The 16,104-nt window shown below is 73.5% G+C and carries 8 protein-coding genes, 1 tRNA gene and 1 pseudogene; 4 read left to right on the top strand and 6 right to left on the bottom strand.

The window, feature by feature from the left end; translation table 11 throughout:
* Positions 1 to 42: 42 nt before the first annotated feature.
* Positions 43 to 2,784: a DNA polymerase I gene (gene polA / locus ACQP6G_RS06310; protein ID WP_429763387.1), complete on the bottom strand. Its 2,742-nt coding sequence runs from the start codon at positions 2,782 to 2,784 to the stop codon at positions 43 to 45.
* Between polA and ACQP6G_RS06305 the strand changes: the two genes are divergently transcribed.
* A complete protein-coding gene (locus ACQP6G_RS06305; RefSeq protein WP_429763386.1) occupies positions 2,783 to 3,217 on the top strand; it encodes a hotdog fold thioesterase in 435 nt (144 codons plus the stop codon). The two genes, polA and ACQP6G_RS06305, sit on opposite strands and share 2 nt — an antisense overlap.
* Before the next feature lie 43 nt (positions 3,218 to 3,260).
* Here the strand turns inward: ACQP6G_RS06305 and ACQP6G_RS06300 are convergent, their stop codons facing one another.
* Together ACQP6G_RS06300 and ACQP6G_RS06295 are read right to left on the bottom strand one after the other, a co-directional pair.
* A complete protein-coding gene (locus ACQP6G_RS06300) occupies positions 3,261 to 4,028 on the bottom strand; it encodes a GNAT family N-acetyltransferase (RefSeq protein WP_429763385.1) in 768 nt (255 codons plus the stop codon).
* Positions 4,029 to 4,253: 225 nt separating this feature from the next.
* On the bottom strand, positions 4,254 to 4,880 hold the full coding sequence (locus ACQP6G_RS06295; protein ID WP_429729957.1) for an ANTAR domain-containing response regulator: 627 nt from the start codon (positions 4,878 to 4,880) through the stop codon (positions 4,254 to 4,256).
* 185 nt (positions 4,881 to 5,065) lie between these two features.
* On the opposite strand from ACQP6G_RS06295, the gene ACQP6G_RS06290 reads away from it, so the two are divergent.
* The 3 genes and pseudogenes from ACQP6G_RS06290 to ACQP6G_RS06280 all read left to right on the top strand — a co-directional run.
* Positions 5,066 to 5,139: transfer RNA gene (locus tag ACQP6G_RS06290), tRNA-Leu, on the top strand.
* Positions 5,140 to 5,438: 299 nt separating this feature from the next.
* Positions 5,439 to 6,815, top strand: a complete 1,377-nt coding sequence (locus ACQP6G_RS06285; protein ID WP_429763384.1) for an exo-beta-N-acetylmuramidase NamZ family protein — start codon at positions 5,439 to 5,441, stop codon at positions 6,813 to 6,815.
* Between the two features lie 134 nt (positions 6,816 to 6,949).
* A pseudogene (locus ACQP6G_RS06280) lies at positions 6,950 to 8,467 on the top strand (serine hydrolase domain-containing protein); the annotation flags it as partial.
* A gap of 56 nt (positions 8,468 to 8,523) precedes the next feature.
* Here the strand turns inward: ACQP6G_RS06280 and pyk are convergent.
* The 3 genes from pyk to gltB all read right to left on the bottom strand — a co-directional run bounded on the left by pyk (position 8,524) and on the right by gltB (position 16,070).
* Entirely contained in the window at positions 8,524 to 9,948 is a 1,425-nt protein-coding gene (gene pyk, locus ACQP6G_RS06275) for a pyruvate kinase (protein ID WP_429763383.1), read from the bottom strand.
* A 94-nt stretch (positions 9,949 to 10,042) separates the two neighbouring features.
* Positions 10,043 to 11,509 carry a glutamate synthase subunit beta gene (locus tag ACQP6G_RS06270; RefSeq protein ID WP_429763382.1) on the bottom strand — a complete coding sequence of 489 codons (1,467 nt, stop codon included), beginning with the start codon at positions 11,507 to 11,509 and terminating at the stop codon, positions 10,043 to 10,045.
* A complete protein-coding gene (gene gltB / locus ACQP6G_RS06265) occupies positions 11,502 to 16,070 on the bottom strand; it encodes a glutamate synthase large subunit (protein WP_429763381.1) in 4,569 nt (1,522 codons plus the stop codon). Before gltB ends, ACQP6G_RS06270 begins: the two co-directional genes overlap by 8 nt.
* Positions 16,071 to 16,104: the final 34 nt, after the last annotated feature.

Genomic DNA, 16,104 nt, shown 5'->3' with positions numbered 1-16,104 from the left:
CCGTCACGGTCGCGGGACCGAGATCCATCGCCGTCCTCCCCGTCAGTGCCCGGCGTCGTGCCAGGTCGCCCCCGCGCCGACGGAGACGTCCAGCGGCACGTCCAGTTCCACCGCGGAGCCCATCTGCGAGCGCAGCACGTCCTCGGCCGCCTCGCGCTCCCCCGGCGCCACCTCGACCACCAGCTCGTCGTGCACCTGGAGCAGCAGCCGCGACGCGAGGCCCCGCTCGTCCAGCTCGCGCTGCACGCCGAGCATCGCGACCTTGATGATGTCGGCGGCGCTGCCCTGGATCGGGGCGTTGAGCGCCATGCGCTCGGCCATCTGCCGCCGCTGCCGGTTGTCGCTCGTGAGGTCGGGCAGGTAGCGCCGGCGCCCCAGGATCGTCGCGGTGTACCCCGTGGCGCGGGCCTCCTCGACCACCCCCGTGAGATAGTCGCGCACCCCGCCGAAGCGGGTGAAGTAGTCGTCCATCAGCGACTGCGCCTCGCCGGTCGGGATCGTGAGCTGCTGCGACAGCCCGAAGGCGCTCAGCCCGTACGCGAGCCCGTAGCTCATCGCCTTGATCTTCGAGCGCATCTCGGCCGTGACGTCCTCGGGCGCCACCTCGAACACCCGGGACCCCACGTACCGGTGCAGGTCCTCGCCGGACCGGAAGGCCTCGATCAGCCCCTCGTCGCCGGACAGGTGCGCCATGATCCGCATCTCGATCTGGCTGTAGTCCGCGGTGAGCAGCGTCTCGTAGCCCTCGCCGACCCGGAACGCGCGGCGGATGCGGCGGCCCTCCTCGGTGCGGATCGGGATGTTCTGCAGGTTCGGGTCCGTGGAGCTCAGCCGGCCCGTGGCCGCGATCGTCTGCTGGAACGTCGTATGGATCCGCCCGTCGGGCGCCACCGACTTGAGCAGGCCCTCGACCGTGGAGCGCAGCCGGGTCGCGTCACGGTGCGCCAGCAGGTGCTCCAGGAACGGGTGCTCCGTCTTGACGTACAGGTCCTGCAGGGACGCGGCGTCGGTGGTGTAGCCCGTCTTGATCTTCTTGGTCTTGGGCATGCCGAGCTGGTCGAACAGCACCTCCTGCAGCTGCTTCGGGCTGCCGAGGTTCACCTGCCGGCCGATCACGTCGTACGCGTCGGCCGCAGCGTCCGCCACCATCGACGCGAACTGCTTCTCGAGCTCCGTGAGGTACTCGACGTCCGCCGCGATGCCCGTGGCCTCCATCCGTCCCAGCACGGCCGTGAGCGGCAGCTCCAGGTCCGTGAGCAGCCCCGCGGCGCCGCGGTCCCCGAGCTGCCCGGACAGCGCCTGCGCCAGGTCGACCACCGCCGCCGCCCGCACGGCCGCCTGCCGCGCCCGCGGGTCCTCGTCGCCGCCGTCGAGCGCGAGGTCGAGGGCGCCCTGCCCGGCTGCGTCGGGCGCCTCCCCCGCGGACAGCTCCCGCCCGAGCAGGCGCACCGTGAGGTCGGCGAGGTCGTAGCCGCGCTGGTCGGGGTAGCAGAGGTAGGCCGCGAGCTCGGTGTCGAACGAGACGCCCCGCAGGTCGAGACCGCGCCCGGCCAGCTCGTGCCCGGCGGTCTTGGCGCCGTGCACGACCTTCGGCGCCGCCGGGTCGGCGAGCCACGTCGCGAGCGCGCGCTCGTCCTCGGGCGTCACGTCGGCCAGCTCGACGACCGTCGCGGTGGTCTCCCCGTCGTGGTCGTCGGCGAGCGCGACGTCCCACGCGTCCCCGGCCCCCGGCGTCGGCGTCCCCGTGACCTCGAGCCCGAGGGGGCGGCCGGAGCGCGCGGCCAGCCAGCCGCCCAGCCCGCCGGGCTCGAGCGCAGCGAGCGCGACCTGCACGCCCTCCGCCTCGACCGCCTCGGCCGGCTCCGCGGACGGGTCCGCCGCGAGCAGGCGGTCGCGCAGCGCGCCGAACTGCAGGGTGTCGGACACCCGGTGCACGGCCTCCCGGTCGAAACCGGCGAGCCCCAGCTGGTCCACCGACAGGGGGAGCTCGACGTCGTCCAGCAGCCGGTTCAGCTCACGGTTCAGGCGTACCTGCTCGACCGCCTCCCGCAGGTTGCCCGCGGCCTTGCCCTTCAGCTCGTCGACGTGCTCGAGCAGCGGCTCGAGGCCGCCGTAGGTCGTGACCCACTTGGCCGCGGTCTTGGGGCCGACGCCGGGCACCCCGGGCAGGTTGTCGCTGGACTCCCCCACGAGGGCCGCGAGGTCGGGGTACTGCTGCGGGGGCACGCCGTACTTCTCGGCGACAGCCTCCGGGGTCATGCGCGCCAGGTCGGACACGCCGCGCTTCGGGTACAGCACGGTGACGTCCTCGGTGACGAGCTGCAACGAGTCCCGGTCGCCGGAGCAGACGAGGACGTCGAAGCCCGCCTCGCGGCCCTCGCGGGCGAGCGTGGCGAGGATGTCGTCGGCCTCGATGCCCTCCCGCTGCAGCGCGGGGACGCGCAGCGCCTCGAGGACCTCCTTGATGAGCGGCACCTGCCCGCGGAAGACCTCGGGGGTCGCGTCACGGTTGCCCTTGTACTCGGGGAACCGCTCGGTGCGGAACGTCACGCGACCGGCGTCGAACGCGACGGCGGCGTGCGTCGGCTGCTCGTCGCGCAGCAGGTTCGTCAGCATCGAGGTGAAGCCGTAGACGGCGTTCGTCACCTGGCCGCTGGACGTCACCAGCGTGTCCGGCAGCGCGAAGAACGCTCGGTACGCCATGGAGTGGCCGTCGATCAGCAGGAGGCGTGGGCGGGTCCCGGTTCGCGCGGAGGTCGTCACGGGTGCCAACCTATCGCCCATGTCTGACACCACCGCCGACGCGCCCCGCTTCCCCCGCACCCTCGAGGAGTGGAGCGCCGCCGCGCGGGGCACGCTCATCGAACGCCTCGGGATCCGGCTCACGGAGGTGGCCGCCGAGCGCACCGCCGGCACCATGCCGGTGGCCGGGAACACCCAGCCGGCAGGGTTGCTGCACGGCGGCGCGACGGCGTCGCTCGCGGAGACGCTCGCCTCGGTCGCCGCGCAGCAGCACGCGGGACCGGCACGCGCCGCGGTCGGCCTGGAGCTCAACGCGACCCACCACCGCGGTACGCGGTCCGGGAGCGTGCACGGGGTGGCCACGGCCCTGCACCTGGGGCGGTCGACCGCCGCCTACGAGATCGTCGTCACCGACGACGACGGCCGGCGCGTCTGCACCGCGCGGCTCACCTGCATGATCCTCGACGCCCGCTGAGAGCGGGCGGGCACCGCGCGGGCCGCGGAGCCCGACGGACCGGTCAGGAGGGGACGGACTCGCTCGCCGGGTCGTGCCGCGTCGCGACACCCAGGGAGGTCACGCCGTCCGGGCCCTCCACGCCCTCGCCGCGGTCGGCGGCACGCTCGGCGGCCGCGCGCAGCGCGGCATCCCGCTCGGCCTGGAAGGCGCGCAGGTCGACCGGGCCGGTGGGCAGCCCCGCGGCCCGCGCCCGGCGACGGCGGGCGACGAGATCCTCGATCGCCGCGCGGGTCGCGTCGCGGCGCCCCGCCCGGGCCGCCGTCCGCGTCCCGCGGGGGTTCTCCTGGACCAGCCGGCGCTGCAGCGTCGCCGTGGCGACCACGCGGTGCCCCGACGTGGGGGCGAAGCCCAGCCGGGCGAGGAAGCGGTGCATGCCGCGGGCGCCCGGGGCGGGCGCGCAGTAGACGTTCTCGGCGCCCCGCTCCCCCGCCACGGCGGCCGCGGCCGCGAGGAGCGCGTGCCCGACGCCGCGGCGGCGGGCGGACGGGCTGACGAAGACGGCGTCGACGTACAGGCTCGTGGTCGTCGCGAACAGCAGCGGGTCGATGACGCGCAGCACGGCGAACCCGCAGATCTCGCCCTCGTGGCTCGCGACGAGCACCTGCCCGCCCGCACCCAGCAGCACGCTCAGGTGCTCCAGGAGGCGAGAGGCGTCCGAGGGGGTCCCCTGCGCGGCCGACGGCGACTCCTCGACGGCGCGCTCCGCAAGGCGCGCGACGTCGACCATGTCGTCCTGCTCGACCGGCCGGACCTCGACCGCTGCACGCATCGGCACCTCCTCGACGAATGACCGTCCCGTCCCGGGGCGCGGTGGGAGCCTTCCCACCCCGACTCCGAGGGCCACCCCGGCAGCCCCGGGGTCACGGTCGTTGAAGCATGAATATCACAGATTGGTCACGACACCCAGGCGACGATAGCGACCCCGTCGCCCTCGCACAATGGGCAGTGGCCCGGTCCCAGGACTCCTCCTGCGACCGGGCCACCGTGGTGCGGATCAGGCTCCGCCGACCTGCTCGATGACGGCGTCCGCGACCTCGCGCATCGTGAGGCGGCGGTCCATCGACGTCTTCTGGATCCAGCGGAAGGACTCCGGCTCGCTCAGACCCATCTTGGTCATGAGGAGGCCCTTCGCGCGGTCCACGCGCTTGCGGGTCTCGAACCGCTCGGTGAGATCGGCGACCTCGGCCTCGAGCGCCCCGATCTGCTGGTAGCGGGAGATCGCGATCTCCACCGCCGGGAGCAGGTCCGCCGGCGTGAAGGGCTTGACGACGTAGGCCATCGCGCCGGCGTCGCGCGCCCGCTCGACGAGCTCCGTCTGGGAGAACGCGGTGAGCAGGACGACCGGGGCGGCGTGCGCCTTGCCGATCCGCTCGGCCGCCGAGATGCCGTCCAGCTCGGGCATCTTGACGTCCATCACGACGACGTCGGGCTTGAGCTCGGTGGCGAGCCGCACCGCGGTCTCGCCGTCGCCGGCCTCGCCGACGACGTCGAAGCCCGCCTCGCGGAGCGTCTCGACGACGTCCATCCGGATGAGCGCCTCGTCCTCGACGACGACCGCGCGACGCGCGGGTCGCTCCGGCGTCTTCGGGGCCTCGGGCTCCTGGTCGATCAGGGGCGGCAGGTCGAGCGGCACCGTCGCCTCGGGCTTCGCGTCGTGGGGCTTCTCGTCGGTCACCCGTCCATCCTAGTGGTCGCGCGGGGGCGCCGCGTCCCGTGCCGGGTGTGACGAGTGCGACGGCTCGGCCCGCCGACCGGCCGTCGGACGGTTCGGTCGCCGCCCCGCGCGCGTGGTTGGATGGGCCGCGCGCCCCGGTAGCCCAACCGGCAGAGGCAATCGGCTCAAACCCGATCCAGTGTGGGTTCGAATCCCACCCGGGGCACCTCCGCGTCCGCACGACGCCCCCACGACACCCCTCGACCCGGACCCGGCGCGAGCCCTTGCCGCCGTCCCGCCGTGTCGGTAACTTTCAGGATCAAGCCCTTTCGGGGCAACCCTTGACCGCTCCGCACGTGTCCGGCGTCGCCGCTCCCCCGCAACGAGGCGAGGGCCCGGCGACCCCATCGCGACGGCGACGACGCCGGCGCCACCTGGCAGGACGACCGGCCACGGCCACCGACCGCGACGAGGCGGTCCGCGAGTCGCCCTGCAGCAGCACGAGGCAGGAAGGACCACCTGACGATGCGCGACGACCACACCGCCGTCGGACCCACCGCCCCACGGGAACCGCGGGGACCACGGTTCGACCGGCGCCACCTCCTCACCGGCACGCTCCTGGGCGCGGCGAGCGTCCCGTTCGCGGCGGCCGCCGCGCAGGCGGCACCCCGCCGCGCCGCGGCCCCGGCGTCCGCCGGGCGCCCCGCCCGCCCCGTCGTCCCCGGCGCCGACCGCGCGCACGCCGACGGCTGGTCGGCCCTCAGGGGCGACCGGGTCGGCGTGATCACCAACCCCACCGGCGTGCTGCGCAGCCTGCGCAACGTCGTCGACGAGATGCACGAGTCCGGCGCCGTCGACCTCGTCGGAGTCTTCGGGCCCGAGCACGGCTTCCGCGGGACGGCCCAGGCCGGCGGCTCGGAGGGCACCTTCGTCGACGAGCGCACCGGACTGACCGTCTACGACGCCTACGGGGCCGGCGTCACGACGATGACCGAGATGTTCCGGGCCGCGGAGGTGGAGACCGTCGTCTTCGACATCCAGGACGTCGGCGCCCGCTTCTACACGTACATCTGGACGATGTGGACGGCGATGCAGGCCGCCGTCGCGACGGGCTCCCGTTTCGTCGTGCTCGACCGGCCCAACCCGGTGGGTGGCACGGCACGCGGCCCGATGATGACCGCCGGGTTCACGTCGGGCGTCGGGGCCAAGGAGATCGTGCAGGCCCACGGCATGACCGTCGGGGAGCTCGCCCGGTTCTTCGACGGCGAGTTCCTGCCCGACGTCGCCGGCGCGCGCCTGGACCGGCTCGACGTCGTCGAGGTCGCCGGCTGGCGGCGCGACGTGACCTTCGCGGGCACCGGGCTCGACTTCGTCATGCCCAGCCCGAACATGCCGACCCCCGACACGGCCCTCGCCTACCCCGGGACCTGCATGTTCGAGGGCACGAACCTGTCCGAGGGGCGCGGCACCACCCGCCCGTTCGAGCTGATCGGCGCGCCGTACGTCGACCACCGCTGGGCGGCGGCCCTCACGGACGCCGGCCTGCCGGGCGTCCTGTTCCGGGAGGCCTACTTCAACCCGACCTTCAGCAAGCACGCCGGCACCGTGTGCGGAGGCGTCCAGGTCACCGTCGACGACCCGGCCCGGTTCGACCCGGTGCGCACCGGGGTCGCGATGCTCGTGGCGGCGGCGTCCCTCTACCCCGAGTTCGCCTGGCGCGAGGACGCGTGGGACCCCGAGCGGCCCTTCTGGATCGACAAGCTCACCGGCTCGCCGCGCCTGCGGCAGCAGATCGACGCCGGGGCCACCACCGACGACGTCGTCGGCGCCTGGCACGACGAGCTGGCGGACTTCGACAGGCGTCGTCAGCAGTACCTGATCTACCGCGGGCCGCGGGCGTGAGCGCCGCCCTGCGGCGGGGGCCGCGCCAGGGCCGCGTGGCGACGGCGGCCGTGCTCGCGGCCGGCCTGGTCGCGGTCCCGCTCGTCCACGCCACCTCGGCGACCGCCGACCAGCGCGGGCCCGCGGTGGGCTTCATGCCGCCGTCGACCACGCTCGCCGCGGCCGACCCGGCGGACGTCGGGCTCGACCCGGCGCCGATCGAGGAGGCCGTCGCGCAGGTCCGCGCGCACGAGGTGCCGGTGGGCTCGGCGGCCTACCCGCTCTACCCGGGGGCCGTCGGCCTCATGGGGTACCAGGGGAAGGTCGTGCGCACCGACGCCAGCGGCTGGGCCGTCGCCTACGGCGACGAGGGCGTCGCCCTGCCCGCCGACGAGCGCGTGCCGATGCGTGAGGACACCATCGTCGACCTCGCCTCGGTGTCGAAGCTGTTCACCTCGATCGCGGTCGTCCAGCTGGTCCAGGAGGGCCGCGTCGCGCTCGACGAGCCGCTCGCCACCTACGTCCCCGAGTTCGCCGCCGGCGGCAAGGGGGAGGTGACCGTGCGACAGCTGCTCACCCACACCTCGGGCCTCGTGTCGTGGCTGCCGCTGTGGAGCGCCTACCCCGACCCGGAGTCCCGGATCGCCGCGGTGATGGCGCAGCCCCTCGACGCGCCGCCGGGGACGCGCTACCTGTACAGCGACCTCAACCTCATCAGCCTCGGCGTGCTCGTCGAGCGCCTCCGGGGCGCGCCGCTCGACCAGGTCGTGGCCGACCGGATCACCGGCCCGCTCGGGATGACGGACACCGGGTACAACCCGACCGCCGTGGAACGTACGGCGGCGACGGAGTACCAGGCCAGCCCACCGCGCGGCGTCGTCCGGGGCGAGGTGCACGACGAGAACGCCTGGTCCCTGGGCGGGGTCGCCGGGCACGCCGGTGTGTTCTCGACGGCCGGCGACCTGGCGATCCTGTCCCAGGCCCTGCTCAACGGCGGCCGGTACGGCACGGCCCGCATCCTGTCCCCCGCGTCGGTGCGGCTCATGGTCACCGACCTCAACGGCGCCTTCCCCGGGGACGCCCACGGGCTCGGCTTCGAGCTCGACCAGCGGTGGTACATGGACGCCATGTCGGGGCCGCGCACGGCCGGGCACACCGGGTACACGGGCACGTCGATCGTCATCGACTTCGACACGCACTCGTTCGCGATCCTGCTGACCAACCGCGTGCACCCGTCGCGCGACTCGGGCAGCATCAACCCCGCGCGGCGGGAGTGGGCGAGCGGTCTGGCCCACGCCCAGGGGATCGAGCCCCGGCGCGGCACGGACGCCTGGTTCTCGGGCGACGAGAACGCCACGACGTCGACGCTCACCACCTCGCTCGACGTGCCCGCGAGCGGGGGCCGCCTGGCGTTCGACCTCTACCTCGACACGGAGGAGACCGACCTGCTGCACCTGGAGACCTCCGTCGACGGCGGGACGACCTGGGCGCCGCTGCCGTTCACCGTGCGGGACCGCGGCCCGGCCGAGCATCCCGACGGCACGGCGTCGGGCTCGGGCACGCGGCGCTGGGCACAGGCCCGGGCACAGCTGCCACCGGGCGACCTGGAGCTGCGCTGGCGCGTCGTCACCGACCCGCTGTACCTCGGCCGCGGCGTCCTGGTCGACGACGTCGTCGCCCGCGCCCCCGGCGTGCCGGCGCGAGGCGGAGCCGCCTCGCGCAGGTGCGATCAGACGTCGGAGTGGCTGCCGACCTGGTGCACGAGGATCGAGTTCGTCGTGCCGGGCACGCCCACCGGGGCGCCGGAGACGATCACGACGCGGTCGCCGGGCTCGGCGAGCCCGTTGGCGCGGAGCGTGGAGTCCACCTGGCCGACCATGGCGTCGACGCTGTCGACCTTCGGCACCTGGTAGGTGGTGGTGCCCCAGGTGAGCGCGAGGACGTTGCGCACGCTCTCCTCCGGCGTGAAGGCCAGCAGCGGGATGCCCGAGCGCAGGCGCGACATGCGCTTGGCCGAGTCGCCCGACTGCGTGAACGTCACGAGGTACTTCACGCCGAGCGTCTCGCCGATCTCGGCGGCCGCACGGGTGATGACGCCACCGCGGGTGTGCGGCGAGGAGCCCAGGGGGGCGATGCGCTCGCGACCCATCTCCTCGGTCGCCTCGATGATCCGGGCCATCGTCTGGACCGTGATGATCGGGTAGTCGCCCACGCTGGTCTCGCCCGAGAGCATGACCGCGTCGGCGCCGTCGAGCACCGCGTTGGCGCAGTCGGAGGCCTCGGCGCGCGTCGGCGTCGGGCTGGTGGTCATCGACTCCAGCACCTGCGTGGCGACGATGACGGGCTTCGCGTTGCGGCGGGCCAGCTCGACGATGCGCTTCTGCACCAGCGGGACCTGCTCCAGCGGCATCTCCACGGCGAGGTCGCCGCGCGCCACCATGAAGCCGTCGAAGGCCGCGACGACCTCCTCCAGGTTCTCCACCGCCTGCGGCTTCTCGATCTTGGCGACGACGGGGACCGTGCGGCCCTCCTCCGCCATGATCGCCGCGACGTCGTCGTAGTCCTTGGCGGACCGCACGAACGACAGCGCGATGATGTCCGCGCCCATGCGCAGCGCCCAGCGCAGGTCGTCGGTGTCCTTCTCCGACAGCGCCGGCACGGAGACCGCGACGCCGGGGAGGTTGATGCCCTTGTTGTTCGAGACCGGGCCGGCGACCTCGACGGTCGTGACGACGCGCGGGCCCTCGACGGCGGTGACGCGCACGCGCACCTTGCCGTCGTCGATGAGGAGCGGGTCGCCGACGCGGGCGTCGCCCGCCAGACCCTTGTGGGTCGTCGAGACGAGCTCCTTGGTGCCCTCCACGTCCTCGGTGGTGATGGTGAACGTGTCACCCTCGTTGAGGTAGTGCTTCTGGTCGCCCGCGAACCGGCCGAGCCGGATCTTCGGGCCCTGGAGGTCGACGAGGACTGCGACGTTGCGGCCGGACTCCTTCGCCGCCTCTCGGACACCGTGGTAGACGGCCTCGTGCTCCGCCTGCTCTCCGTGGCTCCGGTTGATCCGGGCCACGTCCATGCCCGCGTCGACCAGCTCACGGAGCTTGGTCGGGGACGCCGTCGCGGGTCCGATGGTGCACACGATCTTCGCTCTGCGCATGTCTCCAGCCTCGTCGTCGATCCGCCCCGGCGCGAGCCGGGGCGGGGCCCGGGTGCCCGAACGGCACCCGGGTACTGCTTCGTCGTTGTTCTTCTTATCCTCGCAGCGCGACCGTCCGCGGGCCGACCGGCGCGGGCAGCTCGGAGCTGCCCTGCAGGTAGGCGTCCACGGCGGCCGCCGTCGCGCGGCCCTCGGCGATCGCCCAGACGATCAGCGACTGCCCGCGGCCCGCGTCACCCGTCGCGTACACGCCGGGCAGGCTGGTGGCGTAGTCGTCGCCGCGCCGCACCAGCCCGCGCGTCGTGAGCTCCGCGCCGGTCTGGGCCACCAGCTCGTCGGTCTCCGGGCCGGTGAACCCCATCGCGATCAGGACCAGGTCCGCCGGGATCTCCCGCTCGGTGCCCTCCTTGGGCACCCGCCGGCCGTCCGGCAGGTACTCGGTCTCGGCGACCTTCAGGGCCCGGACGTTCCCGTCCTCGCCTCCCACGAACTCTACCGTCGAGGCCAGGTAGCTGCGCTCCCCGCCCTCCTCGTGGGACGTCGAGACCTCGAAGACGATCGGGTCGGTCGGCCACGGCTGGCTCGCCGACCGCTCGAGCGGCGGCTTCTTGCCGATCGCCAGGGTCGTGACGCTGGCCGCGCCCTGCCGCAGCGACGTGCCGAGGCAGTCCGAGCCGGTGTCGCCGCCGCCGATGATCACGACGTGCTTGCCCGCGGCCGACGGCGCGCCGTCGACGGGGTTCCCCGCCGCGGCCTTGTTCGCCGGGGTGAGGAAGTCCATCGCGAAGTGCACGCCGCCGAGGTCGCGGCCGGGCATCGCGAGCTCGCGCGGCACGGTGGCGCCGGTGGCCAGGACCACGGCGTCGAACCGGCGGCGCAGCGCGTCCCAGGTGATGTCGCGGCCGATGGCGACGCCCGGGCGGAAGCGGGTGCCCTCGGCCTCCATCTGCTCGAGCCGCCGGTCGATGTGCAGCTTCTCGAGCTTGAAGTCGGGGATGCCGTAGCGCAGCAGCCCGCCGATCGCGTCGTCGCGCTCGTACACGACGACCGTGTGGCCGGCGCGCGTGAGCTGCTGGGCGGCGGCCAGGCCCGCCGGGCCCGACCCGACGACGGCCACCGTCGAGCCCGTGAGCCGCTGGGGCACCTGCGGCGTCACCAGGCCGCGCTCGAACGCCTCGTCGATGATCGAGACCTCGACGTTCTTGATCGTCACGGCGGGCTGGTTGATGCCCAGCACGCAGCTCGTCTCGCACGGTGCCGGGCAGACGCGCCCGGTGAACTCCGGGAAGTTGTTGGTCGCGTGCAGGCGCTCGATCGCGTCGGCCCACTGGTCGCGCCACACCAGGTCGTTCCACTCGGGGATGAGGTTCCCCAGCGGGCAGCCCTGGTGGCAGAACGGGATGCCGCAGTCCATGCAGCGGCCCGCCTGCTCCTTGAGGAACGGCTGGCCCTCCTCGCGGTGGGCGTGCGTGTCCTTCCAGTCACGCAGCCGCACCTCGACCGGGCGGTTCGGCGGGAGCTCGCGCTCCCGCACCTTCAGGAATCCGCGGGGGTCAGCCACGCGCCACCTCCATGATCTGCTCCCACATCGCCGGGTCGAAGTCGTCGCCCTCGCCCAGCGTCTTCCCGGCGGCCTCGGCGTCGGCCAGCGCGGCGCGCACGCGGGCCCAGCCCGCGGGCAGGACCCGCGAGAAGCGGGCCCGGGCGCCGTCGTCCTCGAGGAGCTCGGCCGCCACGGGCGAGCCGGTCTCCGCCAGGTGCCGTTCCAGCAGACCGCGCACGCGGTCCCAGTCGGCGTCGTCCAGCGCACCCACCTCGAGCTCGCCGCTCTTCACCGCCTGGATGTTCATCGCGACGTCGCGCAGGTTGAGCACGTACGCCACGCCGCCCGACATGCCGGCGCCGAAGTTGCGGCCCGTGGGGCCGAGCACCAGCACCGTCCCGCCGGTCATGTACTCGCAGCCGTGGTCGCCCACGCCCTCGGTCACCAGCGTCGCGCCGGAGTTGCGCACGGCGAAGCGCTCGCCCACGCGGCCCCGGAGCAGGATCTCGCCCGACGTCGCGCCATAGCCGATGACGTTGCCCGCCACGACGTTCGCGGCGCCCTCGAGCACCGCCGACCGGTCGGGGCGCACGACGATCCGGCCGCCCGACAGACCCTTGCCGACGTAGTCGTTGGCGTCGCCGTACAGGCGCAGCGTGACGCCGCGCGGCAGGAACGCCCCGAGCGACTGGCCGGCGGAGCCCGTGAGGGTCACGTCGATCGTGTCGTCGGGCAGCCCGGCACCGCGGTACCGCTTGGTCACCTCGTGGCCGAGCATCGTGCCGACCGTGCGGTTGACGTTGCGGACCGGCGCCTCGATCCGTACGGGGAGCGCGTCCTCGAGGGCGGGGCGCGCCTTCTCGATCAGCTGGTTGTCCAGCGCCTTGGCCAGGCCGTGGTCCTGGGTGGCCACCTGGTGCAGCGCGGTGCCCGGCGCCGCCTCGGGCGCGGCGAGCACCGGCGCGAGGTCCAGGCCCTGCGCCTTCCAGTGGTCGACGGCCTTGCGCGTGTCGAGGGCCTCGACGTGCCCGACGGCCTCCTCGATCGAGCGGAAGCCGAGCGAGGCGAGGTGCTCGCGCACCTCCTGCGCGATGAACTCGAAGAAGTTCACGACGAACTCCGGCTTGCCGGTGAACCGCTTGCGCAGCTCCGGATTCTGCGTGGCCACGCCCACCGGGCAGGTGTCCAGGTGGCAGACCCGCATCATGACGCAGCCCGAGACGACCATCGGCGCCGTGGCGAAGCCGAACTCCTCGGCCCCGAGCAGCGCCGCCACGACGACGTCGCGACCGGTCTTCATCTGCCCGTCCACCTGCACGACGATGCGGTCGCGCAGGTTGTTGAGCACGAGCGTCTGCTGGGTCTCGGCGAGGCCGATCTCCCAGGGCGTGCCCGCGTGCTTGAGCGACGTCAGCGGGCTCGCGCCCGTGCCGCCGTCGTGCCCGGAGATGAGCACCACGTCCGCGTGCGCCTTGGACACGCCCGTCGCCACGGTGCCGACGCCGAACTCGGAGACGAGCTTGACGTGCACGCGCGCCGCCGGGTTGGCGTTCTTGGCGTCGTGGATGAGCTGCGCGAGGTCCTCGATCGAGTAGATGTCGTGGTGCGGCGGCGGCGAGATGAGGCCCACGCCGGGCGTCGAGTGCCGGGTCTTGGCGACCCACGGGTACACCTTGGGCCCGGGCAGCTGGCCGCCCTCGCCCGGCTTGGCGCCCTGGGCGAGCTTGATCTGGATGTCGTCGGCGTTCGTGAGGTACTCGCTCGTCACGCCGAACCGGCCGGACGCGATCTGCTTGACCCGCGAGCGGCGCTCCGGGTCGTACAGGCGCTCCGGGTCCTCGCCGCCCTCGCCGGTGTTGGACCGGCCGCCGAGGCGGTTCATCGCGATCGCGAGCGTCTCGTGCGCCTCCGCGGAGATCGACCCGTACGACATCGCGCCGGTGTTGAACCGCTTGACGATCTCCTCGACCGGCTCGACCTCGTCGATCGGCACCGGCTCGCGGTCCGGGGTGAAGCGCAACAGGCCGCGGAGCGTCATGAGCCGACGGGACTGCTCGTCCACGCGACGCGTGTACTGGCGGAAGATGTCCATCCGCCCGGTGCGGGTGGCGTGCTGCAGCCGGAAGACGGTCTCGGGGTCGAAGAGGTGCTCCTCCCCGTCCCGGCGCCACTGGTACTCGCCGCCACTGGTCAGCCGCTGGTGGGCCGCGTGGTTGCCCGACGCCGGGTACGCCTCCGCGTGCCGCGCCGCGACCTCGGCCGCGATGACGTCCAGGCCGATGCCGGCCAGGCGGCTCGTCGTGCCGGTGAAGTAGTCCTCGACCAGCTCGTGCGAGAGCCCGACGGCCTCGAAGATCTGCGCGCCGCGGTAGGACATGATCGTGGAGATGCCCATCTTGCTCATCACCTTGAGCACGCCCTTGCCGAGCGCGGTGATGAGGTTGGCGACGGCCGCCTCCGGCGTGACGGCGAGGTAGCCGCGCAGCGCGAGGTCCTCCACCGTCTCCATGGCGAGGTACGGGTTCACCGCGGCCGCGCCGTAGCCGATGAGGAGCGCGACGTGGTGCACCTCGCGCACGTCGCCGGCCTCCACGACCAGCGAGATCCGGGTGCGCGTGCCCTGCCGCAGGAGGTGGTGGTGCACGGCGCTGGTCAGCAGCAGCGACGGGATCGGCGCGAGCTCCGAGTCGGAGTCGCGGTCGGACAGCACGACGTGCGTCACGCCCGCCGCGATGTCGGCGTCGACCTGGGCGAAGATCTCCTCGAGCCGGGCCTGCAGCGCCTTGCCGCCGCCGGACACCTCGTAGAGGCCGCGCACGATGCCGGCGCGGAACTCGCCCTCCAGCCGCGGGTCGCGGTCGATGCGCACGATCTTGGCGAGCTCGTCGTTGTCGAGCACCGGGAACGGCAGGTCGAGCTTGCGGGCGTGGCTCGCGACCTCCTCCAGGAGGTTCGGCTCCGGGCCGATCGTGCTGTCGATCGCGGTGACGAGCTGCTCACGGATCGAGTCCAGCGGCGGGTTCGTCACCTGGGCGAACATCTGCGTGAAGTAGTCGAACAGCAGCCGCGGCCGGCTCGACAGGACGGCGATCGGCGTGTCCGAGCCCATGGCCCCGAGCGCCTCCGCGGCGGTGTCGGCCATCGGCGCGAGGAGGATCTTCAGCTCCTCGGTGGTGTACCCGAAGGCGCGCTGCCGCCGCTGGACGGACGCGGGCGAGTGCGCGACGTGCTCGCGCTCCGGCAGCGAGTCCAGGGTGATCGTGTTGCCGGCGATCCACTCGCCGTACGGCCGCTGGGCGGCGAGCTGCGACTTGAGCTCGTCGTCCTCCACGATCCGTCCCTGCGCCGTGTCGACGAGGAACATGCGCCCCGGCTCGAGGCGCCCCTTGCGCACGATCGTCGCGGGGTCGAGGTCCAGGACACCGGCCTCCGACGCGAGCACGACGAGGCCGTCCTCCGTGACCCAGTAGCGGCCCGGCCGCAGGCCGTTGCGGTCGAGGACCGCGCCGATGAGGGTGCCATCGGTGAACGTGAGGCAGGCGGGCCCGTCCCACGGCTCCATGAGGTTCGCGTGGTACTGGTAGAACGCCCGCCGGGCCGGGTCCATCTCGGCGTGGTTCTCCCACGCCTCCGGGATCATCATCAGCACGGCGTGCGGCAGCGAGCGGCCGGACAGGTGCAGCAGCTCCAGCACCTCGTCGAAGCTGGCGGAGTCGCTCGACCCCTCCGTGCACACGGGCAGCAGCGGGGTCAGGTCGCCGAGCACCTCGCTGGCCATGGTGCTCTCGCGGGCGGCCATCCAGTTGCGGTTGCCGCGCACCGTGTTGATCTCGCCGTTGTGCGCCACGAGCCGGAACGGCTGCGCCAGCGGCCACGACGGGAAGGTGTTCGTGGAGAACCGCGAGTGGACCAGCGCGATCTCCGACGCGTAGCGCGGGTCGCTCAGGTCCGGGAAGAACGGCTCGAGCTGCGCCGTCGTGAGCATGCCCTTGTACGTCAGGGTGCGGCTCGACAGCGAGGCGAGGAACAGGTCGAGCTCGTTCTGCGCGCGCTTGCGCAGGCGGTAGGTGCGACGGTCGAGCTCGAGCCCCGACAGCTCGCGCGACGGGTCCGCCACGACGACCTGCCGGAACAGGGGCATCGAGGCGCGCGCCGTCGGCCCGACGAGGTCGGCCGTGACCGGCACGTCGCGCCAGGCGAGGACGTCGAGCTTCTCCTCCGCGGCGATCGCCTCGAACCGGCGCGCGGCCGCGTCGGCCTCCGCGACGGCCTGGGGCAGGAACGCCATGCCGATCGCGTAGTGCCCGGCGGGCGGGAGCTCGGCGGCGACGACGTCACGGACGAAGGCGTCCGGGATCTGCGTGAGGATCCCGGCCCCGTCCCCGCTGTTCTCCTCCGCGCCGACCGCTCCGCGGTGGTCGAGGTTCAACAGGGCGGTCAGGCCCGCGTCCACGATGTCGCGGCCGGGCGTCCCGCGCAGGGTCGCGACGAACGCGACACCGCACGCGTCGTGCTCGGACGCGGGGTCGTAGAGGCCCTGGGCCGAGGGCCGCGCGACCCGATGCTGCGGCGTGGTCATCAACACCGTCCTCCTGCACGCCCGCACGCGGGCG

Source organism: Isoptericola nanjingensis, assembly GCF_050311635.1.
Classification (GTDB): domain Bacteria; phylum Actinomycetota; class Actinomycetes; order Actinomycetales; family Cellulomonadaceae; genus Isoptericola; species Isoptericola nanjingensis.
This window is presented reverse-complemented; position numbering and strand designations above follow the sequence as displayed.